We start from the raw sequence: 24,297 nt of genomic DNA, 5'->3' as shown, positions 1-24,297 counted from the left end.
TGTCAGGGTGACCCCTGACGAGCGCCAACCTGACCAGTTGCAGTACGGGCACGATGCTATTTTTGGCCCGTGCTTTCGCCCATACCCCGCAGGCAGTATCTTGGCTTGCACCTGCGGTGCGGGCCCTGCCTGCCGCGACCGGGACGGCTTCAGCCGCGAGGCGGGTTGTGCATCACCGACGCATCGGTCTGCACCAGATCCATCGGGTACCGCAGGCCCGCGAGGTGGTCTTCCATGCAGCGCAGCACCAGCGGGCTGCGGTGTCGCGCGGCACTGGCGCGCACTTCGTCGGGCGTGAGCCACAGCGTGCGCACGATGCCGGTGTCCAGACTGAGCCCCGGCACCGCATTCCCCAGCTCTCCGCAAAAGGCAAACCGCAGGTATGTGATGTCCTCGTCGTCTGCGGGGCTCTGACCTGCCCGCTGAAACCGCGAGAGGTACACGCCCACCAGCGCCGTGGGCGTGAACCGGTGGGTGGTTTCTTCCAGCGTTTCGCGCACCACTCCCTGGGCCGGGCTCTCTCCGGGGTCGAGGTGTCCTGCCGGGTTGTTCAGGCGCAGTCCCTCCGGCGTGTGTTCTTCAATCAGCAGATACCTGCCATCGCGCTCAATGACGGCCGCCACGGTGACACTGGGTTTCCATCGTGTATTCATCCATGCATTATTGATATCAGGTGGTGGCCTGAAATGCTTGTCAGGGCAGAAACCGGGCGGTATCCTCGAAAAGTCGCACTTTTAAATTACAAAAGAAGCAGACAAGGCGGCAAAAGTCAAACAAACGGGGTGGATCTATGACATGGCGTGGATGGGGCGTGTCCCACCTGTCGTGGGCGATTCGCTGGATGGTCTTGGTGAGTGCCTCGTGCCTGGGATGGTCGCCAGTTTCTGCCCAGACGCGGCCTGTCGTCTCCTTGACGAGCCAGGTCGACGCGCTGTCCCTCACCGACCGGCTGGAGTTTCTTGTTGACGGCGCAGGAGATTGGCAGCCCACCAAGCCACCACCGGGCGCCGGGTTCACACCGCTGAACGGGCGATGGAACCGTGACAATTTCGGTACCCGTGAGGCGCACATGTGGTCCAGGACCACCCTCAACACCGGCGATACGGGCGGGGGCGACTGGCTCTGGGTGGTGGCGAACCCACATCTTGACCGGGTCGATGTGCTCGTGTTGCTCGACGGCCAGACTGTGGCGCGCTGGAGCGGCGGCAACGCATCGCCTGGACGCGCAGACGCCGTTCGAGTGCATCCCTTCCTGCTGTCACAGCTTGCGCTGAAAGCCGGCACCGAATACACGGTGTACATGCACGTGCACTCACGCGGCGTCTTCTACGTTCCCGTGAGCCTGTGGCGACCCCGGGCGTTCTGGCAAGCGGATCAGGTGCGCTAAGTGTTGTCCGGTCTGTATTTCGGACTGGTGATGGGGCTGTTTGCCTACAACCTGTTTCTCTACCTGCTCATACGCGAGCGTGTTTACCTCCATTACCTTGGGTGCGTCCTCGCCCTGACATTGAGCCAGTTGGCCAACACCGGACTGGGTGCGCAGTGGGTGTGGCCCGCGTGGGCAGCTTCCAGCACGTTCATCAACAACCTGGCCATCGCCTGTTCGGCCGCGCTGGCGATGTTGTTCGTGCGCGCGTTTCTCAAGACGCGCCAGGCCGCGCCACGCATCGACCGGTGGTTGCGCGGCAGTGCTGGGGCCTGGCTGGTCGTGCTGTTGGGGCTGCCTTTTCTGGACAACGTGATCGCGGGGTACATCCTGGGCCCGGCCGGCTTTCTCACGGTCGTCTTCCTGACGCTGATCACGTGGGACGCGGTGCGCGCACGCCGGCCCGGCGCGCAGTATTTCGCCCTGGCCTGGGTCACCCTGTTTCTGGCGGGCGCCCTGTTCGCCCTGTTCCGGCTCGGGGCCTTTCCTCACCATCCTGTGCTGGCCAACATCATGATGATGGGCTCTTCGCTCGAACTGGTTCTGTTGTCGTTCGCGCTGGCCGACCGGATACGCTCGGATCGTCTGGCCAAGGAAAGAGCCTTTGCCGACAGGACCGCTGCGACTGTCAGACACGACGCAGCCCAGCGTGCCCTGGCTGAAAAGTCCAGCTTCATGGCCACGGTGACGCACGACATCCAGCAACCGCTCTATGCCATGCGGCTGGCCATGCAGAGCCTGGTGGATGCGCCGGCCGCCCCCCAGCTGGACGCGCCGCTCGCGCAAATCCGCTCGGCCATGCAGTTGGCCGACGACCTGCTGGGTTCCCTGGCCATGGTGGTTCAGCTCGATCGCGCCGATCTCACACCTTCCATCACACGCCATTCCGTGCAGAAGATGCTCGAGCGAGTTGAGTTGCTCTTCGAACCGCTGGCGCGGCAACGCGATCTCGATTGGCGCGTCACCCCTTGCGTCGCTTGGGTGAGGAGCGACCCCATGTTGCTGCAGCGCATGGTGTGCAATCTGGTGGCCAATGCGATTCGGTACACCGAGCGGGGTGGTGTGTTGCTGTCGTGCCGCGTGCGTCGCACGGGCCTGCTGCTGCAGGTCTGGGACACCGGGCCAGGCATCGCACCCGAAGAACAGGATGCCGTCTTCGAGGAATACTTCAGGGGCGGTGCCGCACAGTCGGGTGAATCGGGTCTGGGGCTCGGGCTGTCCATCGTGCGTCGGTGTGCCCTCCTGCTGGACATCCAGCTGAGCCTGCGCTCGGTGGTCGGGCGGGGCACTTGCTTTCAGTTGCTGGTGCCGTTGGCGCCTCCCAACGAATGACCGTGCACGCCGGTCGGGCCAAGGCAGTTCACCCACGCCTGCCCGGGCGGCGACCTTCAGTTAAGCTTGCCAGCTGATTCCCCAACCCGCGAGCGAGGAGACGTTCATGATGATTGGCGTACCCACTGAGACCACAGTGGGCGAAACCCGAGTGGCCGTCACGCCCGAGACGGCCAAAAAATACGTGGCCCAGGGGCACACGGTGCGCGTGCAGTCCGGGGCCGGCCTGGCCGCCAGCGTGACCGACGCGGCCTACACCGCGGTGGGGGCCGAGATCACCGACGCGGCCAGCGCACTGGGTGCCGACCTGGTGCTCAAGGTGCGCACCCCGTTCGACAACGAGCTGGCCCAGATGAAGCCGGGCGCCACCGTGGTCGGCATGCTCAACCCGTTCGACGCCGAAGGCCTGCAACGCATGGCGCGAGCCGGCCTCACCGCCTTTGCACTCGAAGCCGCACCGCGCACCACCCGCGCGCAGAGCATGGACGTGTTGTCTTCGCAGGCCAACATCGCCGGCTACAAGGCCGTGATGCTCGCGGCGCACCACTACCAGCGTTTTTTCCCCATGCTCATGACGGCGGCCGGCACCGTCAAGGCCGCTCGCGTGGTCATTCTGGGTGTGGGTGTGGCGGGCCTGCAGGCCATTGCCACGGCCAAGCGCCTGGGTGCGGTCATCGAAGCGTCCGACGTTCGCCCGAGCGTGAAGGAACAGGTCGAATCGCTGGGCGGCAAGTTCATCGATGTGCCGTACGAGACGGCCGAAGAGAAAGAAGCGGCCGAAGGCGTGGGCGGTTACGCCCGGCCCATGCCGCCGAGCTGGCTGGAGCGGCAGAAGGCCGAGGTCGCCAAGCGCGTGGCGCTGGCCGACGTGGTGATTTCCACCGCCCTGATTCCGGGTCGAGCCGCGCCGGTGCTCATCACCGAAGACATGGTCAAGTCCATGAAGCCGGGCAGCGTGATCGTGGACATCGCCGCCGGCAAGGGCGCCAATGGTGTGGGCGGCAACTGCCCGATCACCGAGACCGACCGCACGGTGGTCAAGCACGGCGTGACCATCGTCGGCGAGACCAACCTGGCCGCCATGGTGGGCGCCGACGCCTCGGCGCTGTACGCGCGCAACGTGCTCGATTTCCTCAAGCTCATCGTCAACAAGGACGGCGCGCTGCACGTGGACATGGAAGACGACATCGTCGCGGCCTGCCTGATGGCGCAGGGCGGTGAAGTGAAACGCAAGAGCTGAACGAGACACCAAGGACAAGACCATGGAAGCCGTATCCCCCACCGTTCTCAACCTCATCATCTTTGTGCTGGCCATCTACGTGGGCTACCACGTGGTGTGGAACGTCACGCCCGCGCTGCACACGCCGCTGATGGCCGTGACCAACGCGATCTCGGCCATCGTGATCGTGGGTGCCATGCTCGCAGCGGCCCTGACAGAGACCAACCTGGGCAAGACCATGGGTGTGCTGGCGGTGGCGCTGGCTGCGGTCAACGTGTTCGGTGGATTCCTGGTCACGCGGCGGATGCTGGAGATGTTCAAGAAGAAGGAACGCAAGGCGCCTGTGGCCGCTGAGGGAGCGCACAAATGAGCATGAACCTGGTGACCCTGCTGTACCTGGTGGCCAGCATCTGTTTCATCCAGGCCCTCAAAGGCCTGAGCCATCCGACCACGTCCATCCGCGGCAACGTTTTCGGCATGACCGGCATGGCGATTGCCATCCTCACCACCGCCGCGCTCATCGTCGAGCTCTCCGGTGGCAAGGCCGAGGGCATGGTCTGGGTGCTGGTGGGTCTTGTGGTGGGTGGTGGCGCCGGCGCCATCATGGCCAATCGGGTCGAGATGACCAAGATGCCCGAGCTGGTGGCTTTCATGCACAGCATGATCGGTCTGGCGGCGGTCTGCATCGCGGTGGCCGTGGTGGCCGAGCCCTACGCCTTCGGCATCGTCGCCAAGGGCGTGCCGATTCCCTTCGGCAACAAGATCGAACTCTTCCTGGGTGCGGCCATCGGCGCCATCACCTTCAGCGGTTCGGTCATCGCCTTCGGCAAGCTCTCGGGCAAGTACAAGTTCCGTCTGTTCCAGGGCGCACCGGTCACCTTCTCCGGCCAGCACATGATCAACCTGGTGCTCGGTCTGGCCACGGTGGGTCTGGGCGTGTTCTTTGCGTTCACCGAAAACTGGCCTGCGTTCTTCTTGATGATCGCGCTCTCGTTTGTGCTGGGCGTGCTGATCATCATTCCCATCGGCGGCGCCGACATGCCGGTGGTGGTGTCCATGCTCAACAGCTACTCGGGCTGGGCGGCAGCGGGCATCGGCTTCAGCCTGAACAACTCCATGCTGATCATTGCCGGCTCGTTGGTGGGCAGCTCGGGCGCGATCCTGAGCTACATCATGTGCAAGGCCATGAACCGCTCGTTCTTCAACGTGATCCTGGGCGGCTTCGGCGGTGAGGCTGCCACGGCGGGTGGCGCCAAAGCCGAAGCGCGGCCGGTCAAGAGCGGCAGCGCGGACGACGCGGCCTTCGTGCTGGGCAACGCCGAGACCGTGGTGATCGTGCCCGGCTACGGCCTGGCCGTTGCGCGCGCGCAGCACGCGGTGAAGGAGCTGGCGCACAAGCTCACCGAAAAAGGCATCACAGTGAAGTACGCCATCCACCCGGTGGCGGGCCGCATGCCGGGCCACATGAACGTGTTGCTGGCCGAGGCCGAGGTGCCTTACGACCAGGTGTTCGAGATGGAAGACATCAACGGTGAATTCGGCCAGGCCGACGTGGCCATCGTCCTGGGCGCCAACGATGTGGTGAACCCCGCCGCCTTGCAAAAGGGCAGCACCATCTACGGCATGCCCATCCTCGAAGCCTACAAGGCCAAGACCGTGATCGTGAACAAGCGCTCCATGGCCGCGGGTTATGCGGGTCTGGACAACGAACTCTTCTACATGGACAAGACCATGATGGTGTTCGGCGACGCGAAGAAGGTCGTTGAGGACATGACCAAAGCCATCGAATGACGGCCCCGGCCATGTGCCGGAAGGTTTTCTGTCAAAGGGGCCGGCTGCCATGCCGGCCCCTTGGTTTTTGTAGCAAGCAATCTTCGTTGGACGCGACTCTGCGTCCAGTCGTCAGAAAGTCGTAAGGGAAAAACACGAGGCCCCGCCATGCCACGCAGCCCGACAATGGCGGGTTGTTTTCAATACCAAGTTCTGGAGATCATGCATGACCGCATCAACGGCCGACCGTCCCTGGCTGGGCTCGTATTCCCCCGGTGTGCCCGCCGACATCGACGTGGCGCAGTACAGCTCGCTGGTGCACCTCATGGAAGAGAGCTTCGGCAAATACGCGAACCGGCCGGCCTACAGCTTCATGGGCAAGCAGATCACGTTTGCGCAGACCGACAGCCTGTCGCTCGCGTTTGCGGCCTACCTGCAGGGCCTGGGTCTGGTCAAGGGCGACCGCGTGGCGATCATGATGCCCAACGTGCCGCAGTACCCGGTGGCCGTCGCGGGCATCCTGCGCGCGGGCCTGGTGGTGGTGAACGTGAACCCGCTGTACACGCCGCGTGAACTGGAGCACCAGCTCAAGGACTCGGGCGCCAAGGCCATTGTGATCATCGAGAACTTCGCCAGCACCTTGCAGCAGTGCATCGCCAACACGCCGGTGAAACACGTGGTGCTCACGTCCATGGGCGACCAGCTGGGTCTGCTCAAGGGCGCGCTGGTGAACTACGTGGTGCGCAACGTCAAGAAGATGGTGCCCGCCTTCAGCCTGCCGCAGGCCGTGCGGTTCAACGACGCAATTGCCAAGGGCACACGCGGCACGCTCAAGCGCCCCGACATCAAACCCGACGACATGGCGGTGCTGCAGTACACCGGCGGCACCACCGGCGTGAGCAAGGGCGCCGTGCTCCTGCACCGCAATGTGATCGCGAACCTGCTGCAGTCCGACGCCTGGAACGAGCCGGCCATGAGCCGTGTGCCCGAGAACGAGCAGCCCACCAGCGTGTGCGCCTTACCGCTGTACCACATCTTCGCGTTCACGGTGAACATGATGCTGGGCATGCGCACCGGGGCCCTGAACATCCTGATCCCCAACCCGCGCGATTTGCCCGCGGTGTTGAAAGAGCTGGGCAAGCACACCTTCCACAGCTTCCCCGCGGTCAACACCCTGTTCAACGGGCTGGCCAACCACCCCGAGTTCAACACCGTGAACTGGAGCAACCTCAAGGTCTCGGTGGGCGGCGGCATGGCGGTGCAAAGCGCTGTGGCCAAACTCTGGCTGGAGAAAACCGGCTGCCCGATCTGCGAAGGCTATGGCCTGTCAGAGACCAGCCCTTCGGCCACCTGCAACCCGACCACCAGCACCGCCTTCAGCGGCACCATCGGCCTGCCCCTGTCCAACACCTGGCTCAAGTGCCTCGACGACGATGGCGTCGAGGTGCCGATGGGCCAGCCTGGCGAGATCGCCATCAAAGGACCGCAGGTGATGGCGGGCTACTGGCAACGGCCCGACGAGACCGCCAAGGTCATGACACCCGACGGCTACTTCAAGACCGGCGACGTGGGCGTGATGGACGAGCGCGGGTACTTCAGAATTGTCGACCGCAAGAAGGACATGGTGCTGGTCAGCGGCTTCAACGTCTACCCCAACGAGGTGGAAGACGTGGTGGCGCAGTTGCCTGGCGTGATGGAGTGCGCCGTGGTCGGTGTGCCCGACGACAAGTCGGGCGAGGCGGTCAAGCTTGTGATCGTGAAAAAAGACGAGGCGCTGACCGAAGCCCAGGTGCGCGACTATTGCAAGGCCAACCTCACCGGCTACAAGCAGCCCAAGGTGGTGGAGTTCCGCACCGAGCTGCCCAAGACGCCGGTGGGCAAGATCCTGCGTCGCGAGCTGCGCGACAAAAAATAGTGGGAGGCCCCACCGCCATCGTCAGCGCGCTGCACGAGGAGCTGGCCGCTGTGCTGGCGCTCATGCCCGACGAGCAACAGCAGACCGCGGGCGGACGCACCTTCTGGCGCGGCCACCTGCACGGGCACGACGTGGTGGCCGTGCTCTCGGGCATCGGCAAGGTGGCTGCAGCCACCACCGCCACGGCATTGATCGAGCGCTTCGGCGTGCAACGCATCGTGTTCACCGGGGTGGCCGGTGGTGTGCGACCGGGTGTGAACGTGGGTGACGTGGTGGTGGCGCGGCACTTCCTGCAGCACGACATGGACGCCTCGCCACTCTTTGCGCGCCACGAAGTCCCCGGCTATGGCCGCTCCACCTTTGACGCCGATGCGGCGCTCACTGCGCAATTGCTGCGCGCGAGCGAAAGCGTGTTGCGCTCCTTGCCCACGCAGTTGCCTGAAGCGGTGCGCAGCGCGTTCGGCCTGCACGCGCCCCGGTGCCACCAGGGCCTGCTGATCAGCGGTGATCGTTTTGTGTCAACCACCGCCGAGAGCGAGGCCCTGCGCCGCGAGCTGCCCGAGGCGCTGGCGGTGGAAATGGAGGGCGCGGCCTTTGCCCAGGTGTGTCACGACTACCGCGTGCCGCTGGCCGTGGTGCGCACCATTTCCGACCGCGCCGACGACGCGGCGCACGTGGACTTCCCGCGCTTCCTGCGCGAGGTGGCCAGCCGCTACAGCGGAGCGATCGTCGAGGCCTTGCTGAGCGACTGAACGCGGCGGGTCGTCAAACCCACCGCAGCAGCAGCCCCGCCACCAGCGGCAGTGCCACCGCGCTGAACAGCGCCGACAGGCCCATGGCCAGCCCGGCGAAAGCGCCCATCTCCTCGCTCACCTGAAACGCCCGCGCGGTGCCGATGCCGTGCGCCGCCGTGCCCAGCGCGAAGCCGCGCACCACCGGGTCTTTGATGCGCAAGGCGTCGAACAAGAACCGCGCGCTGGCGGCGCCGATGATGCCGGTGGCCGCGACCAGCACGGCAGTGAGCGAGGGGATGCCGCCGATCTTCTCCGCAATGCCCATGGCCACGGGGCTGGTGACCGACTTCGGTGCGAGCGACGCCAGTGTGGCTTTGGACGCACCCAGTGCCCAGCCCACGCCGATGGCGGTGACGGTGGCCGCCAGCGTGCCCACCACCAGCGCGCCCGCGATGGGCAGCCACAGGCGCTTGAGCCGGGGGAGCTGTTCGAACAGCGGGATGGACAAGGCCACCGTGGCCGGCCCGAGCAGGAAGTGCACAAACTGCGCGCCTTCGAAATAGGTGGCGTAGGGCGTGCTGGTGGCCCACAGCAGCGTGGCCAGCACCGCGATGGCGATGGCCACCGGGTTGGCCAGCGGGTTGAAGCCGCTTCGCTGGTAGAGCAAAAACGCGCCGTGGTAGACCAGCAGCGTGAGCGTGAGACCCAGCAGCGGCGTGGCCGAGAGGTAGACCCAGATGTCGGCGAGCGCGCCGGGCAGAGGCAGCGCGGGTGTCATCGTTGGGTCCGTTTCATCAACCACGCCATGGTGAGCGCCGCGCTCGCGAGCCCCACCAGGGTGCTCACCACCAGCGCCACACCGATCGCGAGCGCTTCGTTGCCCAGGCGCTGCAGGTGCAGCATGACGCCCACACCGGCCGGCACGAACAACAACGAAAGGTGCTGCAGCAGCGTCTGCGCGGTGGGCTTGATGGCGCCCAGCACCGAGGGGCGCAACACCAGCGTCAACAGCAGCAGGGCCAGGCCCACCACCGGGCCGGGCATGGGCGCACCCGTGGCGAGCACCAGCGCTTCGCCCAGCAACTGGAACACCAGCAGCGTGGCCAGCGCAGGGATCATGGCGTGGTCAGCGCCTCGTCCAGCACTTCCACCCAGTGGCGCACCGGTGTGGTGGTGCCGCTTTGCAGGTGCGTGATGCAGCCGATGTTGGCGCTGGTGATCACACTGGGCTGCAATTCACCCAGGTGACCGAGCTTGCGGTCGCGCAGCTCGTAGGCGATCTCGGGGTTGAGCACCGAATACGTGCCGGCGGAGCCGCAGCACAGGTGGGCTTCGTTCTTGGCCACCTGCACCGTGAAGCCGAGCGCGGCGAGGTGATGCTCCACACCGCCCTTGAGCTTCTGGCCGTGCTGCAAGGTGCAGGGCGGGTGGAAGGCGATCACGCGCGAGGCATCGGGTGCGTGCTTCAGCAGGGACCGCAGCGCAGGCACAAGCGCGGGCAGCAGCTCGCTGAGGTCTTGTGTGAGTTCGCTGATGCGCGCGGCCTTGGCGGCATAGGCCGGATCGTCGCGCAAGATGTGGCCGTATTCCTTCACCGTCACGCCGCAGCCCGAGGCGTTCATCACGATCGCTTCCACCGCATCCGGGCCATCGACCAGCGGCCACCAGGCGTCGATGTTGGCGCGCATCTGCGCCATGCCACCGCTCTGGTCGTTGAGGTGGAACTTCACCGCGCCGCAGCAGCCCGCAGCCGGCGCCAGCACACCCTGGATGCCGGCGGCGTCCAGCACACGCGCGGTGGCGCTGTGGATACTCGGCATCATGGCCGGCTGCACGCAGCCTGCCAGCAGCAGCACGCGCCGCGCATGCGTGCGCGTGGGCAGGCGGCCGGCGTTGCGGGGCGCGGGCACCTTGTTCTGCAGCGACGCGGGCAACAGCGGGCGCACCAACTGGCCGAGCTTCATGGCCGGGCCGAACAGCGGGGAGGGCAGGCCCTCCTTGAGCAGCCAGCGCACGGTTTTCTCGGCAGCCGGGCGCGGCACCTTTTCGTCCACCAGCTGGCGCCCGATGTCGACGAGGTGGCCGTAGTCCACGCCGCTGGGACAGGTGGTCTCGCAGTTGCGGCAGGTGAGGCACCGGTCCAGGTGCATCTGCGTCTTGCGCGTGGGCTCGGCGCCTTCGAGCACCTGCTTGATCAGGTAGATGCGTCCGCGTGGGCCGTCGAGCTCGTCGCCGAGCAGCTGGTACGTGGGGCAGGTGGCGGTGCAGAAACCGCAGTGCACGCACTTGCGCAGGATGGCCTCGGCCGCACGGCCGTCGGCGCGGGCCTGGTATTCGGGGGAGAGCTGGGTTTGCATGAGAGGTCAGGCCATGCGACCTGGATTGAAGATGCCGGCGGGGTCGAACGATTCCATCAAGCGGGCTTGAATGCTTTGCAGCGCAGCGCCCTGCATCTGGAAGCGCGGCACGCCAGGCGCGCCATCGGCACCGGCGCGGAACAGGGTGGCGTGGCCGTTCACTGCGCTGGCCGCCGCACGCAGCTCGGCGGCCGCCGACGCAGGCGCCCACAGCCAGCGCTGCGCGCCCTGCCACTCGATGAACTGCGCGTGCGGCAACGCGAGCACGGGCGCGGTCTGCGGCACCGAGAGGCGCCACAGGCACACATCGGGCGACGGGGCGTCGAAGAAGGGCAGGCGTTGGTCGCGGCAGGCGTCCCAGTCGGGGCCGGCCTGTGCGTTGTCCATGCGGGTGCCACCGGCCTCGCGCGCCATGCGCTCGCAGGCCGCTTCCACCGCGGCCACGGCGCCGCGCAGACGCACGAACAGCAGCTCGGGCGCGTCCGCCGCGGTCTCATCCTTCACCCAACAACTGGCGTTGATCGGCAGTGGCTGGCCACCCCAGCGGTGCAGTTGTTCCAGCGCGTCGTGTTGACCCAGGGGGAACACCAACGTGGCCTCGGCCAGCGCCACCGGCAGCACCTTGAGGCTGACCTCGCTGATCACGCCGAGCGTGCCCATGGCGCCGGCCATCACGCGGCTCACGTCGTAGCCCGCCACGTTTTTCATGACCTGACCCCCGAAGGTCAGCAGTTCACCGCGGCCGTTGATGAAGCGTGCGCCCAGCACGTAGTCCCGCACCGAGCCGGCGGTGGCCCGCGCCGGGCCGGCCAGACCCGCGGCCACCATGCCGCCCACAGTGCCGCCCGGGCCGAAGCGCGGGGGTTCAAACGGAAAACACTGGCCCTGCCCGGCCAGCAGCGCCTCGACCTCGGCCAGCGGCGTGCCCGCGCGCACCGTGATGACGAGTTCGGTCGGCTCGTAGCTGACCACGCCCGACCAGTCGGTGGTGGAGAGTTCGGTGCCCGGGGTGGGCACGCCGAGAAAGGATTTGGTGTTGCCGCCGACGATGCGCAGGGGCTGGCGGTCGGCGCCAGCCTGCAGAATCTGATCGATCAGGTGGCCGGGGTGTTCGGTGGTGCTGGCTTGCATCCGGACGATGGTAGTCGCCGGGGCTTCGCGAGACTTTGATTTTTTTTGCATGCGGGAATGCAAACCCACTGCGAACCGGCGCAAGCCGGCCCCCGGGGACAGCAATCCGCGAAGCGGCGGAGCGTGGGGGCTGGCTTTTATCTTGTGTAGCCCAGGCACATGCCTGCATTCGCCCGGCCTTTGCACTCGCGCTGCAGGCGCTTCTCCCGCGCTGCGGGGCTTTCTTCCGACGGCGCCTTGTGAAACTTCACCGAGGTGGGTTTGCGTGGGCTGCCGGACGGGTTCGGTCCCGCGGCCTGTGCGCAAAGCACGAAGAAGGCGGACAAGGCGATCACGGTGCGGGACAGGGAAGCGTGGCTCATGGGTTCCTCCAGGTTGCTGCGGTGAAAACGCAGTAACTATAAAGAACTCGTCAGGCACAAAAAAACCCGCGTGCCGGTTGGCCACGCGGGTTCAACTTCCACAGGAGAATCTCGGCAACTGCGCGGTGGGGCCTTCGTTGAAGAACCAGCCACACCGCGCGGTGAGACCTGCAGGACTCAGCGGTTGTAAGCCGTTTCGCCGTGAGCGGTGATGTCCAGACCTTCGCGTTCGGCTTCTTCCGAGACGCGCAGACCCACCATCATGTCCACAATCTTGTAGCAGACGAAGGCCACGATGCCCGACCACACCAGGGTGATCAGCACGCCTTCGGCCTGCACCACCATCTGGCTGGCGATGGAGTAGTCGTCGCCCTTGATGCCGCCCAGCGAACCGGCCGAGAACACGCCGGTGAGCAGCGCGCCCACGATGCCGCCCACGCCGTGCACACCGAACACGTCCAGCGAGTCGTCGGCGCCCAGCATCTTCTTGAGACCGGACACGCCCCACAGGCACAGGAAGCCGGAGATCAGGCCGATGATGATGCCGCCCATGGGGCCCACCGAGCCGCAAGCGGGGGTGATGGCCACCAGACCGGCCACAGCGCCGGACGCAGCGCCCAGCATCGAGGCCTTGCCTTTGGACAGCGCTTCACCGACACACCAGGCCAGCACCGCAGCGGCCGTGGCCAGCAGGGTGTTGATGAAGGCCAGGCCGGCGCCGCCGTTGGCTTCCAGGTTGGAGCCGGCGTTGAAGCCGAACCAGCCCACCCACAGCAGCGAGGCACCGACCATGGTCAGCGTCAGGCTGTGAGGCGCCATCGATTCCTTGCCGTAGCCGATGCGCTTGCCCAGCATGTAGGCACCCACCAGACCGGCGATGGCGGCGTTGATGTGCACCACGGTGCCACCAGCGAAGTCCAGCGCGCCCTTGTCGAACAAGTAACCACCGGCACCCCAGACCATGTGGGCGATCGGGATGTAGCTGAAGGTGAACCACAGGGCACAGAACAGCAGCACAGCGCTGAATTTCATGCGCTCGGCGAACGAGCCCACGATCAGCGCACAGGTGATGCCGGCGAACGTGGCCTGGAAGGCAACGAAGATCAGCTCGGGAATCATCACACCGGGGGTGAAGGTGGCGGCCAGCGTGGCGGGCGTGATGCCCATCAGGAAGACCTTGTCGAGGTTGGCAACGATCAGGCCTTCACCGCCGAACGCCAGGCTGTAGCCGTACACGGCCCACAGCACGACGATCAGCGAGAACACCACCATCACCTGCATCAGCACCGACAGCATGTTCTTGCTGCGGACCAGGCCGCCGTAGAACAGGGCCAGGCCGGGCACGACCATGAGCACCACGAGGATGGTGGAGACCATCATCCAGGCCACGTCGCCCTTGTCCATGGTTTCCTTGACCGCTTCTTCAGCAGGCGCTGCCTCGGCCGGGGCGGCGGTGGCAGCAGCCGGGGCTTCAACAGCCATGGGGGCGGCAGCGGGTGCATCGGCAGCCGGCGCTGCGGCGGCAGCGGGAGGCGCTTCGGTCGTGGTCTGCGCGGTGGCGCTCAGGCCTGCAAAGGCCAGGCCGGCGCCCAGCAGCAGGGTTGCAATCAGTTTTTTCATGTCTGTGATCTTTCTTGTTCAGTGGCGATGATCAGAGCGCTTCTTTGCCGGTCTCGCCGGTGCGGATGCGAACCACCTGTTCGAGCGAGGTGACGAAAATCTTGCCGTCGCCGATCTTGCCGGTGCGTGCCGCACCTTCGATGGCTTCGATCACGCGATCGACGAGGTCGTCGGAGACGGCCGCTTCGATCTTGACCTTGGGCAGAAAGTCGACCACGTATTCCGCGCCGCGGTACAGCTCGGTGTGGCCCTTCTGGCGGCCGAAGCCCTTGACTTCGGTCACGGTGATGCCTTGCACGCCCATGCCGGAGAGTGCTTCACGCACTTCGTCCAGTTTGAACGGCTTGATGATGGCTGAAACCATTTTCATGCTGCTATTCCTCTTCTTGAACAGGAGGGTGATGGGACCGGATGGCCGACACCGAGGTGGAAACGAGTTCGGCATGCCCGGAAGCAAACCAATCGCGGTGGGCTGACTGCGGCATGGCGGACCACGCTTCGAATCAATCGCTTACAAGACCTAGCAGGGAATATGCCAACCCACGGCATCCCTACCCCCTGGGGTTGCGGGCTTCCACGCTCACTACAGTCGCCAGCGCGGGAACAAACGTGTGTCGGTGAGCTCCGCGAGCCGCCGCTGAACCGGGTTGGACCCACACCGCGGCGCCGCACCCCGAGGGTGCGCACCAAACAAGTGCCTTTCCACAAAACCGTGCGTCCGTCCGAAAAGGTGGACATCGCGCACCGAAACAGGGAGTGAATCGCCATGGGACTGTCATTGGTGCGCAGCCGCGCGCTGCTCGGGCTGGACGCCAGGCCGGTGCAGGTGGAAGTGCATCTGGCCAACGGCCTGCCCAGCTTCACCCTCGTGGGCCTGGCAGACACCGAGGTGAAAGAGGCCCGCGAACGCGTGCGTTCGGCCATCGCCAACGCGGGGCTGGAATTTCCGTCCAACAAGAAGATCACGGTCAACCTGGCCCCGGCCGACCTGCCCAAGGACTCGGGCCGCTTCGATTTGCCCATTGCGCTGGGCATCCTGGCGGCCAGCGGGCAGATCAGCGCGGCGCGGCTGGCTGACTGGGAATTCGCTGGCGAACTCTCCCTGGGCGGTGAACTGCGCCCGGTGCGCGGCGCGCTCGCCATGAGCCTGGCGCTGCACCGCGACGCCGGCCCTGACGCCAGCAACGCCCGGCTCGTGCTGCCGCCGGGCAGCGCCGAAGAAGCCGCGCTGGTGCCACAGGCCCGGGTCTACCGGGCGCGCCACCTGCTCGATGTGATTGCCCGCTTTCTCCCCGAGAGCGCATCCACGGCCGAGCCGCCCGACGACGGCGGTTGGGCGCGGCTTTCGGCGCATACGATCGGGGAAGCGCCTGCGCTGGCGGATCTGGCCGACGTCAAAGGCCAGAGCGCCGCCCGCCGCGCGCTGGAGATCGCGGCCGCTGGTGGCCACAGCGTCTTGATGGCCGGGCCGCCCGGGTCCGGCAAGTCCATGCTGGCCCACCGTTTTGCGGGCTTGTTGCCGCCCATGAGCACGCTGGAGGCGCTCGAATCCGCAGCGGTGGCCTCGCTGGCCGGGCGGTTCGATCTGGCGCGCTGGGGACAGCGGCCCACCTGCGCGCCGCACCACAGCGCCAGCGCGGTGGCGCTGGTGGGGGGTGGCTCGCCGCCGAGGCCGGGCGAGATTTCGCTCGCGCACCACGGCGTGTTGTTTCTCGACGAACTCCCCGAATTTCCCCGCGCCGCGCTGGAGGCCCTGCGCGAGCCGCTGGAAAGCGGGCACATCCGCATCTCGCGCGCGGCCATGCAGACCGAGTTCCCGGCGCGCTTTCAGCTGGTGGCCGCCATGAACCCCTGCCCCTGCGGCTTTCTGGGCCACCCCACCCGTGCCTGCCGCTGCACACCCGACCAGGTGGCGCGCTACCAGGCCAAGCTCAGCGGCCCACTGCTGGACCGCATCGACCTGCACGTGGAGGTGCCGGCGCTGCCGCCGGAGAACCTGTGCACCCACCAGCCGGGCGAATCGAGCGTCTGCGTGCGCGAGCGTGTGACCGCGGCGAGGGACCGTGCGCAGGCCCGCCAGGGTTCGGCCAACCAGGCCCTGGCAGGGCGCGCGCTCGACGAACACGCCCAGGCCGAAGCCTTGGCCGTCAAGTTCCTGCACACCGCGGCCGCGCGCCTGGGCTGGAGCGCGCGCGGCACCCACCGCGCCCTGCGGGTGGCGCGCACCATCGCCGACCTCGCGGGCAGCGACACGGTGGGCGTGGCGCACATCGCCGAAGCGGTGCAGTACCGGCGGGTGGTCACACCGGGCGGCTGACAGGAGACGGGCCGCGCGCCACATGACCTTGTCCTGTGGTGCCGCGATGCAACTGGTATGGTTTCCGGCTTCCCCCATCTGAAGCAGGAGACACCATGAGCTACCCCCACACCCAACTGTTCATCCACGGCCAATGGCGCGACGCCGCCGCTGGCGAGACGCTGGCCGTGTTCAACCCGGCCACCGGCCAAGAGATCGGCCGGGTGGCCCACGCACGCCAGGCCGACCTCGACCTGGCGCTGGACGCCGCGCAAAAAGGCTTTGAAATCTGGCGCGACAAGCCGCCCATCGAACGCGCCAAGGTCATGCGCGCCGCTGCCGCGCTGATGCGCGAGCGCGCCGGCGCCATTGCCGCGCTGCTCACGCAAGAGCAGGGCAAGCCGCTCGCCGAGGCCAAGGGCGAGGCCATGGCCGCGGCCGACATCATCGAATGGTTCGCCGACGAAGGCCTGCGGGTGTACGGCCGCATCGTGCCCTCGCGCGGCAACCTCGCCATGCGCCAGATGGTGCTCAAGGACCCGGTCGGCCCGGTGGCCGCGTTCACGCCGTGGAACTTCCCCGTCAACCAGGTCGTGCGCAAACTGGCCGCGGCGCTCGCCACGGGCTGTTCCATGATCGTGAAGGCGCCCGAAGAAACCCCGGCCGCGCCGGCCGAGCTGGTGCGCGCCTTTGCCGACGCCGGCCTGCCGCCCGGCGTGTTGGGGCTGGTCTACGGCACGCCGTCGGAGATCTCCACCTACCTCATCGCGCACCCGGTCATCCGCAAGATCACCTTCACCGGCTCCACGCCGGTGGGCAAACAGCTCGCCGCCATGGCCGGCCAGCACATGAAGCGCGTGACCATGGAGCTGGGTGGGCACGCGCCGGTGATCGTGGCCGAAGACGCGGACGTGGCACTTGCCGTGAAGACCGCGGGCGGCGCCAAGTTCCGCAACGCGGGCCAGGTCTGCATTTCGCCCACGCGTTTCCTGGTGCACGAGAGCATTGCCAGGGAGTTCTCGGCCGCGCTGGTGAAACACGCCGCCGGCCTCTCGGTGGGCGACGGTTCAGCCGAAGGCACGCAGATGGGCCCGCTGGCCAACCCGCGCCGCGTGACGGCCATGGCCGAATTCACCAAAGACGCCGTGGAGCGCGGCGCCACGCTGGCCACCGGCGGCGAGCGCATCGGTGAAGCCGGCAACTTCTGGCAGCCCACCATCCTGACCGACGTGCCGCTGGACGCGCGCGTGTTCAACGACGAGCCCTTCGGCCCCATGGCCGCGGTGCGCAGCTTCAATACCCTGGACGAAGCGATTGCCGAGGCCAACCGCCTGCCCTTCGGCCTGGCCGGCTACGCCTTCACGCGTTCGTTGAAAAACGCCGACCTGCTGGCGCGCCGCGTCGAGGTGGGCATGCTGTGGGTCAACATGCCCGCCATGCCCTCGGCCGAAATGCCGTTCGGCGGCATCAAGGATTCGGGCTACGGCTCGGAGGGCGGGCCTGAGGCGATGGAGGCCTACCTGAATGCCCGGTCGGTTTCCATCATGAATGTCTGAGGCAGAGCAGGGGGTGCATCACCCCTTGTTGGGGCCCAGCTTGTTCGTGAAAGCCACCACCAGCGCAGTCATCAAGAAGAACGCCTGCAACTCCAGGCGCCAGCCGCCGGTATTGGTGATGTCCATGAAGTGGCCCGCATGGACGAGGGCGAGGGCAAACGCCATGTTGATCGCGATCACCAGCGCCGCCGGCACCACCCACACGCCCACCAGCAGGAACAGCGGGGCGATCAGTTCGCCCAGGTACACGCCGTAGGCCAGTGCGCCGGGCAGGCCCTTGGCCACCAGCATGCCCTCAATGCCGCCCACGCCGCCGGTCACCTTGGCCCAGCCGTGAAAGATCATGAGGATGGCGAGCGTCCAGCGCAGCAGGATCACGCCCAAGCGGGGTTGGTTGAAGAGGTTGTTGATCGCGTTCATGTGTTCAATGTCGGTTGAAGTGAAGAAAGGTTCCCGAAAACTGACCCACAGGGCGGTGTTCGGTTCCAGGCAGGGTTGAAACAAGCTTAAAGATTCGGCGCCAGCCAGCGCTGCAGCTCTTTCTCGGCCACCGCGCTGCGCTGCGCCAGATCGGCCACCTGATCCTCGCCGATCTTGCCTACGTTGAAATAGGCGCTCTCAGGGTGGCTCAGGTAGAAGCCGCTCACGCTGGCCGCCGGCAGCATGGCCAGGCTTTCGGTCAGGCCCATGCCGATGTCTTCGCACTGCAGCAGTTCGAACATCGGGCGCTTGACCGAGTGGTCCGGGCAGGCGGGGTAACCAGGCGCCGGGCGGATGCCCTGGTACTTCTCCTTGATCAGGTCTTCGTTGCTCAGCGCCTCGTCGGCCGCGTAGCCCCAGAGGTCGGTGCGCACGCGGTGGTGCATGCACTCGGCCAGGCCTTCGGCCAGGCGGTCGGCCAGGGCCTTGAGCATGATGGCGGAGTAGTCGTCGTGGTCGTCGATGAACAGCTTCTCTTTCTTCTCCACGCCCAGGCCGGCGGTGACGGCGAACACGCCCACGTAGTCGTCGGCCACGCCCTTGGGCGCCACGAAGTCGGCCAGGCACCGGCTCGGCCGCATCACGCCGTCCACCTCGAAGCGTTCGGTCTGCTGGCGCAGGCCGTGCCAGGTGAGCGCCACCTCGCGGCGGCTCTCGTCGGTGTAGAGCTCGATGTCGTCGTCGTTCACGCTGTTGGCCGGGTACAGGCCCACCACCGCGCTGGCGCTGAGCCAGCGGCCTTCAATCAGGCGCTGCAGCATGCGCTTGCCGTCGCTGAACACGCGCCGCGCTTCTTCGCCCACCACCTCGTCTTTCAGGATCTCGGGGAAGGGGCCGGCGAGGTCCCAGGTCTGGAAGAAGGGCGCCCAGTCGATGTACTTCACGATCTCGTTCAGATCGAAGTTCTTGAACACGCGCTTGCCGATGAAGCGCGGCTTCTTCGGCTCAAAAGCGCGCCAGTCGATGGGCGTCTTGTTGGCGCGCGCCTTGGCCAGCGGCCACAGCGGCACCTGCTTCTTGTTCGCGTGCTGGGTGCGCACCTTGTCGTAGTCGGCGTTGAGATCGGCGATGTACTGCGCCGCCTGGTCCGACAACAGCCCCTGCGCCACGCCCACGCTGCGCGAGGCATCAGGCACATAGACCACCGGGCCGCTGTAGTGCGGCGCGATCTTCACCGCGGTGTGCACGCGGCTGCAGGTGGCGCCGCCGATCAGCAGCGGAATCTGCTTCTCGCGGAAATGCGCGTCCTTCTCCATCTCGCCGGCCACGTACTGCATCTCTTCCAGGCTGGGTGTGATCAGGCCCGAGAGGCCCACGATGTCGGCACCCTCGGCCTTGGCCATGGCCAGAATCTCGTGGCAGGGCACCATCACGCCCATGTTCACCACCTCGAAGTTGTTGCACTGCAGGACCACGGTGACGATGTTCTTGCCGATGTCGTGCACGTCGCCCTTCACCGTGGCGATCACGATCTTGCCCTTGGGCTTCACGTCTTCGCCGGCCGCCACCTGGGCCAGTTTCTCGGCCTCGATGTAAGGCAGCAGGTGGGCCACCGCCTGTTTCATCACGCGTGCGCTCTTCACCACCTGCGGCAAGAACATCTTGCCCTGGCCAAACAGGTCGCCCACCACGTTCATGCCGTCCATGAGCGGGCCTTCGATCACGTTGAGCGGGCGCCCGCCCCCAGCCTCGATCTCGCGCCACATTTCTTCGGTGTCTTCGCTGATGAAGTCGTTCATGCCGCGCACCAGCGCGTGGCTCAGGCGTTCGCGGATCGGCAGCGCGCGCCACTCGTTCTTCTTGCTGTCGTCCTTGGCCGCGCCCTTGGCGTTTTCGGCCACCTCCACCAGGCGTTCGCCGGCGTCAGGGCGGCGGTTCAGCACCACGTCTTCCACCCGTTCGCGCAGCTCGGGTTCGAGCTCGTCGTACACGCCCACCATGCCGGCGTTGACGATGCCCATGTCCATGCCGGCCTTGATCGCGTGGTACAGGAACACGGTGTGGATCGCCTCGCGCACCGGGTCGTTGCCGCGGAAACTGAACGACACGTTGGACACGCCGCCGCTCACCTTGGCGCCCGGCAGGTTCTGCTTGATCCAGCGCGTGGCGTTGATGAAGTCGACCGCGTAGTTGTTGTGCTCTTCAATGCCGGTGGCAATGGCGAAGATGTTGGGGTCGAAGATGATGTCTTCTGGCGGAAAGCCCACCTCGTCCACCAGGATGCGGTAGGCCCGTTCGCAGATCTCGACCTTGCGCTCGTAGGTGTCGGCCTGGCCTTTTTCGTCAAACGCCATCACCACGGCGGCCGCGCCGTAGCGCTTGACCAGCCGCGCCTGGCGCTTGAACTCGTCCACGCCTTCTTTCATGCTGATGGAGTTCACCACGCCCTTGCCCTGCACACAGCGCAGGCCGGCCTCGATCACCTCCCACTTGGAGCTGTCCACCATCACCGGCACGCGCGCGATGTCGGGTTCGCCCGCGATCAGGTTGAGGAACTTCACCATGGCGGCCTTGCTGTCGAGCATGGCCTCGTCCATGTTCACGTCGATGATCTGGGCGCCGTTTTCCACCTGCTGGCGCGCAACAGCCAGCGCCTGCTCGTACTCGCCGTTCAGGATCATGCGGGCGAAGGCCTTGGAGCCGGTGACGTTGGTGCGCTCGCCCACGTTCACAAACAGGCTGTCGGCGCCAATGCGCAGCGGCTCCAGGCCGGAGAGCAGCATGGGCGGCACGGAAACGGGGGAAGACGGGGAAACGGAGGCAGATGCAGACATGGGGCTCACCAAGGCGGTTCTTCAGACAACAGACTGGTGAGCGCCGTTTTGGGCCTGTTCATGCCCACTCAAGCCTGACGCACACGCAAACCCTTGGGGGCCGGTGGCGCTGCAGCGCTCCTTGAGAGGGTTGGATTTTAGCTGCTGGTGCTGCGCAGGCCAGAGATGACCTCAGCGGGCGGCCTGATGTTGCGCCAGCAAGATGCCATTGAGTGCCGTGTTCACGTAGTAATTGCTGCGGCCCACTTTCTGTTTGCCGAGGAAGCCTCCGTCCACCAGCGCCTCCAGGTACTTGGTGGCCGTCAACCGCGACACCTGCAGATCGCGCTGCACGAACTCGATCTTGGTGTACGGGTGCATGAACAGGTTGTTGATCAGGTCCTGGCTGTAGAACTTGTAGCCGCTGCGGATGCGGTGCTTGTAGTCGAACAGGGCCGCCTTGATCGCCTGCACGGTCGTCACCGTCTGGCGGGCCGTGATCTCCACCGCTTGCAGCATGTAGAGCACCCAGTCTTCCCAGGTGTCGTTGTCGCGGACCGTCTGCAACAGGCGGTAGTAGTCGGCTTTGGTCTGCACGATGTGGCTGCTCAGGTACAGCACCGGAATCTCCAGCAGGCCTTCTTTCACCAGATACAACACGTTGAGGATGCGCCCTGTGCGGCCGTTGCCGTCGTAGAACGGGTGAATGCTCTCGAACTGGTGGTGCATCAGCGCCATCTTGATCAGCGGATCGGCCGAGAACAGCGCGTCGTCATTCATGAACCGCTCCAGGCCGCTCATCAGAGCCACGATCTCGGCCGGGTCTTGCGGCGGCGTGTAGACCGTCTGGCCCCCGCCGTCTTTGAGAGCCGTGCCCGGCAGTTTGCGAAAGCCCGCGTTGTTGCGCTCCAGTTCAGCCTGAATGCCCACGATGTGGTTGGCCGAGAGCAGCCCGCTGGTGCGCACCTGATCGAAGCCGAAGCGCAGCGCCTGCCGGTAGCGCAGCACTTCCTTGGTGGCCGGGTCGGCAAAGGCGTCGGGGTGTACATCGCCCTTGAACAGCTCGTCGTGCGTGGTAACGATGTTCTCGATCTCCGAACTGTCCTTGGCTTCCTGGAGACCCAGGGTGTTGATGAGGATGCCTTGGTAGGGAATCGACGCGGCCAAGCCTTTGAGCTCGGCCAGTTGCCGGCTGCTGCTGGCCAGTTTTTTCAGGATGGCTGGCGTGTCAAAGCGAGCCGGGTCCAAGTGTTCAAGGGGCTTCAGAGTTGACATCGTGGTTGGCGAGGCCTTTTATTTGTATAAAAAATTGAATTTTCTATGCATGTTAAACACCACGTGTATAGAAAACCAAGCTTTTTCATCGCAGGGCCAAGCCGCAGCCGTGGTGCGATGTTTGCTTGACCTTCCCCATGCCCCACCGCACCGACCCCGACCACACCGGCACCGACTGGCACGCCCAGGAGCTGCTGCTCATGCGCGAGGTGATGAAGCTGGTGGGCCGCAGCCTGGCGCCGGCCTTTGTGTTGCGCGAGATGCTGCACCTGATGAGCGAGCTGCTCGGCCTGAACCGGGGCCGCATGGTGCTGGCCGACGAAGGCGTCCCCGGCCAGACCCGGGACCAGCGCACCGCCTCCATCCGCCACGCCTACGGCCTCACCGCCGGGCAGGTGGCCAGCGGCGTGTACCGCTGGGGAGAGGGCATCACCGGGCGGGTGCTGCAGACCGGCCTGCCCGCCATCGTGCAGGACGTGGACGCCGAGCCGCTTTTTTTGTTTCGCTGCGTGCCGCGCAGCCAGCTGCCGCCGCAGACGGTGGCCTTCATCGCGCTGCCCATCGAGGTGAACGGCGCCACCATCGGTGTGCTGGCCTGCCACCGCATCCGCAGCCGCCAGCGCCATCTGAACGACGACCTGGCCGTGCTGCGCATTTTGGCCACGCTGGCCGGGCGGCTGCTGCAGCTGGAACAGCTGGTGGCCGAAGAAACCCGCCAGCTCGAAGAGCGCAACGCCGCCCTGGCCCGCGCGCTCGACACCAGCACCGCGCGCTACGGACTCATTGGCCGCTCACCCGCGCTCTTGCAGGCCCTGGGCGAGCTGGAGCGGGTGTCGCAGTCGCAGGCCACGGTGCTGCTGCTGGGCGAGTCGGGCACCGGCAAGGAGCTGTTTGCCCGGGCCGTGCACCTGGCCAGCGGCCGGCACGACCAGCCCTTCATCAAGGTGAACTGCTCGGCCATCCCCGACACCTTGTTCGAGTCCGAACTGTTCGGCTACGAGCGCGGCGCCTTCACCGGCGCCAACACCGCGCGCGCCGGCTGGTTTGAGCAGGCCAACGGCGGCACCATTTTTCTGGACGAGATCGGCGAACTGCCGCTGGCCATGCAGAGCAAGCTGCTGCGCACCCTGCAAGAAGGCACGCTGGTGCGCCTGGGCGGCACGCGCGAGCAAAAGGTGAATGTGCGCCTGGTGGCCGCCACCAACCGCGACCTCGCGCGCGACGTGCAGGCCGGGCAGTTCCGGCAAGACCTGTATTACCGGCTCAACGTGATCCCGATCCGCCTGCCCAGCCTGCGCGAGCGGCGCGAAGACATCCGCGCGCTGGCCCTGCATTTTGTGAACCGCGCCAACCAGGCCCACGAACGCAACGTGCACCTGGCGCCCGAGGCCATGGCGCGACTGGAAGCGCACGACTGGCCCGGCAACATCCGCGAACTCGGCAACCTCATCGAACGCCTGGTGCTGCTCACCGACCACCCCCGCGTGACCGCCGTGGCGCTGGAGCGTTTCATGCCCGAGTCGCTCACGCCGCTGCCCGCCACCGAGCCCCCACCCGCGCTGCCCCTGCCCGCCGGCAACGTGCGCGATTACCAGAGCGCCCGCTCCCACAGCCCGCAGGCCCTGCAAGACGCCCTGCAGCGCCACCAGGGCAACCAGACCCAGGCCGCCCAAAGCCTGGGCCTCACGCTGCGGCAGTTCAGCTACCGGCTGCGCAAGGCCGGGCTGCGCTGAAGGGTGGGGTTGAACCGTGGAACGGACAGCCGGCGTAACGGATGTGTGACAGCATCGACGCCATTGACCCCGATTTGCGAGAAGCCGCCATGAAAACCATCGACGAAATGCTGAACCTGGCCCTGCTGACCCCCGACGAGCACCAGCAGATCAGCAGCTGGATCGCCCAGGCCGACACCCCCGACGAGATCCTGAAGATGCCGCCCCTGCTGTGGCGCGCGGTGGAGCGGGCGAGTGCGGTGATGGGGATTGACGAGGATTTGCTGCGGCCACCGGCGCTGGACGCGGACGATTTCGTCAGCCGATAGCCGCGCAGACAGGTTGCGCACATTTTCGTC

The 24,297-nt window shown here is 66.3% G+C and carries 22 protein-coding genes and 1 riboswitch; of the genes, 11 read left to right on the top strand and 11 right to left on the bottom strand.

Annotated elements, in window-relative coordinates; genetic code table 11:
- Nucleotides 1–149 precede the first annotated feature (149 nt).
- Nucleotides 150–653 carry an NUDIX hydrolase gene (locus tag BSY239_RS19100; protein WP_069048194.1) on the bottom strand — a complete coding sequence of 168 codons (504 nt, stop codon included), beginning with the start codon at nucleotides 651–653 and terminating at the stop codon, nucleotides 150–152.
- 257 nt (nucleotides 654–910) lie between these two features.
- On the opposite strand from BSY239_RS19100, the gene BSY239_RS22235 reads away from it, so the two are divergent.
- The 7 genes from BSY239_RS22235 to BSY239_RS19065 all read left to right on the top strand — a co-directional run bounded on the left by BSY239_RS22235 (nucleotide 911) and on the right by BSY239_RS19065 (nucleotide 8,414).
- Nucleotides 911–1,387 (top strand): 7TMR-DISMED2 domain-containing protein, encoded by a 477-nt coding sequence (locus tag BSY239_RS22235; RefSeq protein ID WP_172823130.1) that lies wholly within the window; start codon nucleotides 911–913, stop codon nucleotides 1,385–1,387.
- The gene (locus tag BSY239_RS19090) at nucleotides 1,388–2,758 is read left to right on the top strand and encodes a sensor histidine kinase (RefSeq protein WP_069048192.1); all 1,371 of its coding nucleotides are present in this window, start codon (nucleotides 1,388–1,390) and stop codon (nucleotides 2,756–2,758) included.
- 106 nt (nucleotides 2,759–2,864) lie between these two features.
- Nucleotides 2,865–3,998, top strand: coding sequence for a Re/Si-specific NAD(P)(+) transhydrogenase subunit alpha (locus tag BSY239_RS19085; protein WP_069048191.1), 1,134 nt, complete (start codon nucleotides 2,865–2,867; stop codon nucleotides 3,996–3,998).
- 22 nt (nucleotides 3,999–4,020) lie between these two features.
- Nucleotides 4,021–4,347 (top strand): NAD(P) transhydrogenase subunit alpha, encoded by a 327-nt coding sequence (locus tag BSY239_RS19080; RefSeq protein WP_069048190.1) that lies wholly within the window; start codon nucleotides 4,021–4,023, stop codon nucleotides 4,345–4,347.
- Nucleotides 4,344–5,768 carry an NAD(P)(+) transhydrogenase (Re/Si-specific) subunit beta gene (locus tag BSY239_RS19075; protein WP_069048189.1) on the top strand — a complete coding sequence of 475 codons (1,425 nt, stop codon included), beginning with the start codon at nucleotides 4,344–4,346 and terminating at the stop codon, nucleotides 5,766–5,768. Before BSY239_RS19080 ends, BSY239_RS19075 begins: the two co-directional genes overlap by 4 nt.
- A 205-nt stretch (nucleotides 5,769–5,973) precedes the next feature.
- Nucleotides 5,974–7,662: a long-chain-fatty-acid--CoA ligase gene (locus tag BSY239_RS19070; RefSeq protein WP_069048188.1), complete on the top strand. Its 1,689-nt coding sequence runs from the start codon at nucleotides 5,974–5,976 to the stop codon at nucleotides 7,660–7,662.
- The gene (locus tag BSY239_RS19065) at nucleotides 7,662–8,414 is read left to right on the top strand and encodes a 5'-methylthioadenosine/adenosylhomocysteine nucleosidase (protein ID WP_069048187.1); all 753 of its coding nucleotides are present in this window, start codon (nucleotides 7,662–7,664) and stop codon (nucleotides 8,412–8,414) included. The genes BSY239_RS19070 and BSY239_RS19065 overlap by 1 nt, the downstream gene beginning before the upstream one ends.
- A 13-nt stretch (nucleotides 8,415–8,427) precedes the next feature.
- Here the strand turns inward: BSY239_RS19065 and BSY239_RS19060 are convergent, their stop codons facing one another.
- From BSY239_RS19060 to glnK, 7 genes are all read right to left on the bottom strand, one after another.
- Entirely contained in the window at nucleotides 8,428–9,174 is a 747-nt protein-coding gene (locus BSY239_RS19060) for an LrgB family protein (protein ID WP_069048186.1), read from the bottom strand.
- Nucleotides 9,171–9,515, bottom strand: a complete 345-nt coding sequence (locus BSY239_RS19055) for a CidA/LrgA family protein (RefSeq protein WP_069048185.1) — start codon at nucleotides 9,513–9,515, stop codon at nucleotides 9,171–9,173. Before BSY239_RS19055 ends, BSY239_RS19060 begins: the two co-directional genes overlap by 4 nt.
- Nucleotides 9,512–10,753, bottom strand: a complete 1,242-nt coding sequence (glcF, locus tag BSY239_RS19050) for a glycolate oxidase subunit GlcF (RefSeq protein WP_069048184.1) — start codon at nucleotides 10,751–10,753, stop codon at nucleotides 9,512–9,514. Before glcF ends, BSY239_RS19055 begins: the two co-directional genes overlap by 4 nt.
- Before the next feature lie 6 nt (nucleotides 10,754–10,759).
- The gene (gene glcE / locus BSY239_RS19045; protein ID WP_069048183.1) at nucleotides 10,760–11,884 is read right to left on the bottom strand and encodes a glycolate oxidase subunit GlcE; all 1,125 of its coding nucleotides are present in this window, start codon (nucleotides 11,882–11,884) and stop codon (nucleotides 10,760–10,762) included.
- Between the two features lie 137 nt (nucleotides 11,885–12,021).
- The gene (locus tag BSY239_RS19040) at nucleotides 12,022–12,246 is read right to left on the bottom strand and encodes a hypothetical protein (protein ID WP_069048182.1); all 225 of its coding nucleotides are present in this window, start codon (nucleotides 12,244–12,246) and stop codon (nucleotides 12,022–12,024) included.
- 177 nt (nucleotides 12,247–12,423) lie between these two features.
- Nucleotides 12,424–13,866: an ammonium transporter gene (locus tag BSY239_RS19035; protein ID WP_069048181.1), complete on the bottom strand. Its 1,443-nt coding sequence runs from the start codon at nucleotides 13,864–13,866 to the stop codon at nucleotides 12,424–12,426.
- A 31-nt stretch (nucleotides 13,867–13,897) separates the two neighbouring features.
- A complete protein-coding gene (gene glnK, locus BSY239_RS19030; RefSeq protein ID WP_056264790.1) occupies nucleotides 13,898–14,236 on the bottom strand; it encodes a P-II family nitrogen regulator in 339 nt (112 codons plus the stop codon).
- 396 nt (nucleotides 14,237–14,632) lie between these two features.
- Here glnK and BSY239_RS19025 point away from each other — a divergent pair, with 396 nt between their 5' ends.
- Together BSY239_RS19025 and BSY239_RS19020 are read left to right on the top strand one after the other, a co-directional pair.
- The gene (locus tag BSY239_RS19025; protein WP_069048180.1) at nucleotides 14,633–16,183 is read left to right on the top strand and encodes a YifB family Mg chelatase-like AAA ATPase; all 1,551 of its coding nucleotides are present in this window, start codon (nucleotides 14,633–14,635) and stop codon (nucleotides 16,181–16,183) included.
- Nucleotides 16,184–16,278: 95 nt separating this feature from the next.
- Nucleotides 16,279–17,718 (top strand): NAD-dependent succinate-semialdehyde dehydrogenase, encoded by a 1,440-nt coding sequence (locus BSY239_RS19020; RefSeq protein WP_069048179.1) that lies wholly within the window; start codon nucleotides 16,279–16,281, stop codon nucleotides 17,716–17,718.
- A gap of 18 nt (nucleotides 17,719–17,736) precedes the next feature.
- Here the strand turns inward: BSY239_RS19020 and BSY239_RS19015 are convergent, their stop codons facing one another.
- The 3 genes from BSY239_RS19015 to BSY239_RS19005 all read right to left on the bottom strand — a co-directional run bounded on the left by BSY239_RS19015 (nucleotide 17,737) and on the right by BSY239_RS19005 (nucleotide 22,199).
- Nucleotides 17,737–18,138 (bottom strand): DoxX family protein, encoded by a 402-nt coding sequence (locus tag BSY239_RS19015; RefSeq protein ID WP_083240224.1) that lies wholly within the window; start codon nucleotides 18,136–18,138, stop codon nucleotides 17,737–17,739.
- Between the two features lie 86 nt (nucleotides 18,139–18,224).
- Entirely contained in the window at nucleotides 18,225–20,972 is a 2,748-nt protein-coding gene (gene metH, locus BSY239_RS19010; protein WP_083240072.1) for a methionine synthase, read from the bottom strand.
- Nucleotides 20,973–21,003: 31 nt separating this feature from the next.
- A riboswitch (S-adenosyl-L-homocysteine riboswitch) is annotated at nucleotides 21,004–21,101 on the bottom strand.
- A 42-nt stretch (nucleotides 21,102–21,143) separates the two neighbouring features.
- Nucleotides 21,144–22,199 carry a Fic family protein gene (locus tag BSY239_RS19005; protein WP_236944104.1) on the bottom strand — a complete coding sequence of 352 codons (1,056 nt, stop codon included), beginning with the start codon at nucleotides 22,197–22,199 and terminating at the stop codon, nucleotides 21,144–21,146.
- A gap of 164 nt (nucleotides 22,200–22,363) precedes the next feature.
- Between BSY239_RS19005 and BSY239_RS19000 the strand changes: the two genes are divergently transcribed.
- Nucleotides 22,364–23,959: a sigma-54-dependent Fis family transcriptional regulator gene (locus BSY239_RS19000; RefSeq protein WP_069048177.1), complete on the top strand. Its 1,596-nt coding sequence runs from the start codon at nucleotides 22,364–22,366 to the stop codon at nucleotides 23,957–23,959.
- An 89-nt stretch (nucleotides 23,960–24,048) separates the two neighbouring features.
- Nucleotides 24,049–24,267: a hypothetical protein gene (locus BSY239_RS18995; protein ID WP_069049092.1), complete on the top strand. Its 219-nt coding sequence runs from the start codon at nucleotides 24,049–24,051 to the stop codon at nucleotides 24,265–24,267.
- Nucleotides 24,268–24,297 lie beyond the last annotated feature (30 nt).

The sequence above is a fragment of the Hydrogenophaga sp. RAC07 genome, assembly GCF_001713375.1.
GTDB lineage: Bacteria > Pseudomonadota > Gammaproteobacteria > Burkholderiales > Burkholderiaceae_C > Hydrogenophaga.
This window is presented reverse-complemented; position numbering and strand designations above follow the sequence as displayed.

Bases quoted from the DNA above. Each gene is read 5' to 3' on its own strand.
- BSY239_RS19100 (WP_069048194.1), bottom strand. From the start codon at position 653: ATGAATACACGATGGAAACCCAGTGTCACCGTGGCGGCCGTCATTGAG.
- BSY239_RS19085 (WP_069048191.1), top strand. From the start codon at position 2,865: ATGATGATTGGCGTACCCACTGAGACCACAGTGGGCGAAACCCGAGTG.
- BSY239_RS19080 (WP_069048190.1), top strand. From the start codon at position 4,021: ATGGAAGCCGTATCCCCCACCGTTCTCAACCTCATCATCTTTGTGCTG.
- BSY239_RS19075 (WP_069048189.1), top strand. From the start codon at position 4,344: ATGAGCATGAACCTGGTGACCCTGCTGTACCTGGTGGCCAGCATCTGT.
- BSY239_RS19070 (WP_069048188.1), top strand. From the start codon at position 5,974: ATGACCGCATCAACGGCCGACCGTCCCTGGCTGGGCTCGTATTCCCCC.
- BSY239_RS19060 (WP_069048186.1), bottom strand. From the start codon at position 9,174: ATGACACCCGCGCTGCCTCTGCCCGGCGCGCTCGCCGACATCTGGGTC.
- BSY239_RS19055 (WP_069048185.1), bottom strand. From the start codon at position 9,515: ATGATCCCTGCGCTGGCCACGCTGCTGGTGTTCCAGTTGCTGGGCGAA.
- glcF (WP_069048184.1), bottom strand. From the start codon at position 10,753: ATGCAAACCCAGCTCTCCCCCGAATACCAGGCCCGCGCCGACGGCCGT.
- glcE (WP_069048183.1), bottom strand. From the start codon at position 11,884: ATGCAAGCCAGCACCACCGAACACCCCGGCCACCTGATCGATCAGATT.
- BSY239_RS19040 (WP_069048182.1), bottom strand. From the start codon at position 12,246: ATGAGCCACGCTTCCCTGTCCCGCACCGTGATCGCCTTGTCCGCCTTC.
- BSY239_RS19035 (WP_069048181.1), bottom strand. From the start codon at position 13,866: ATGAAAAAACTGATTGCAACCCTGCTGCTGGGCGCCGGCCTGGCCTTT.
- glnK (WP_056264790.1), bottom strand. From the start codon at position 14,236: ATGAAAATGGTTTCAGCCATCATCAAGCCGTTCAAACTGGACGAAGTG.
- BSY239_RS19025 (WP_069048180.1), top strand. From the start codon at position 14,633: ATGGGACTGTCATTGGTGCGCAGCCGCGCGCTGCTCGGGCTGGACGCC.
- BSY239_RS19020 (WP_069048179.1), top strand. From the start codon at position 16,279: ATGAGCTACCCCCACACCCAACTGTTCATCCACGGCCAATGGCGCGAC.
- BSY239_RS19015 (WP_083240224.1), bottom strand. From the start codon at position 18,138: ATGAACGCGATCAACAACCTCTTCAACCAACCCCGCTTGGGCGTGATC.
- metH (WP_083240072.1), bottom strand. From the start codon at position 20,972: ATGTCTGCATCTGCCTCCGTTTCCCCGTCTTCCCCCGTTTCCGTGCCG.
- BSY239_RS19000 (WP_069048177.1), top strand. From the start codon at position 22,364: ATGCCCCACCGCACCGACCCCGACCACACCGGCACCGACTGGCACGCC.
- BSY239_RS18995 (WP_069049092.1), top strand. From the start codon at position 24,049: ATGAAAACCATCGACGAAATGCTGAACCTGGCCCTGCTGACCCCCGAC.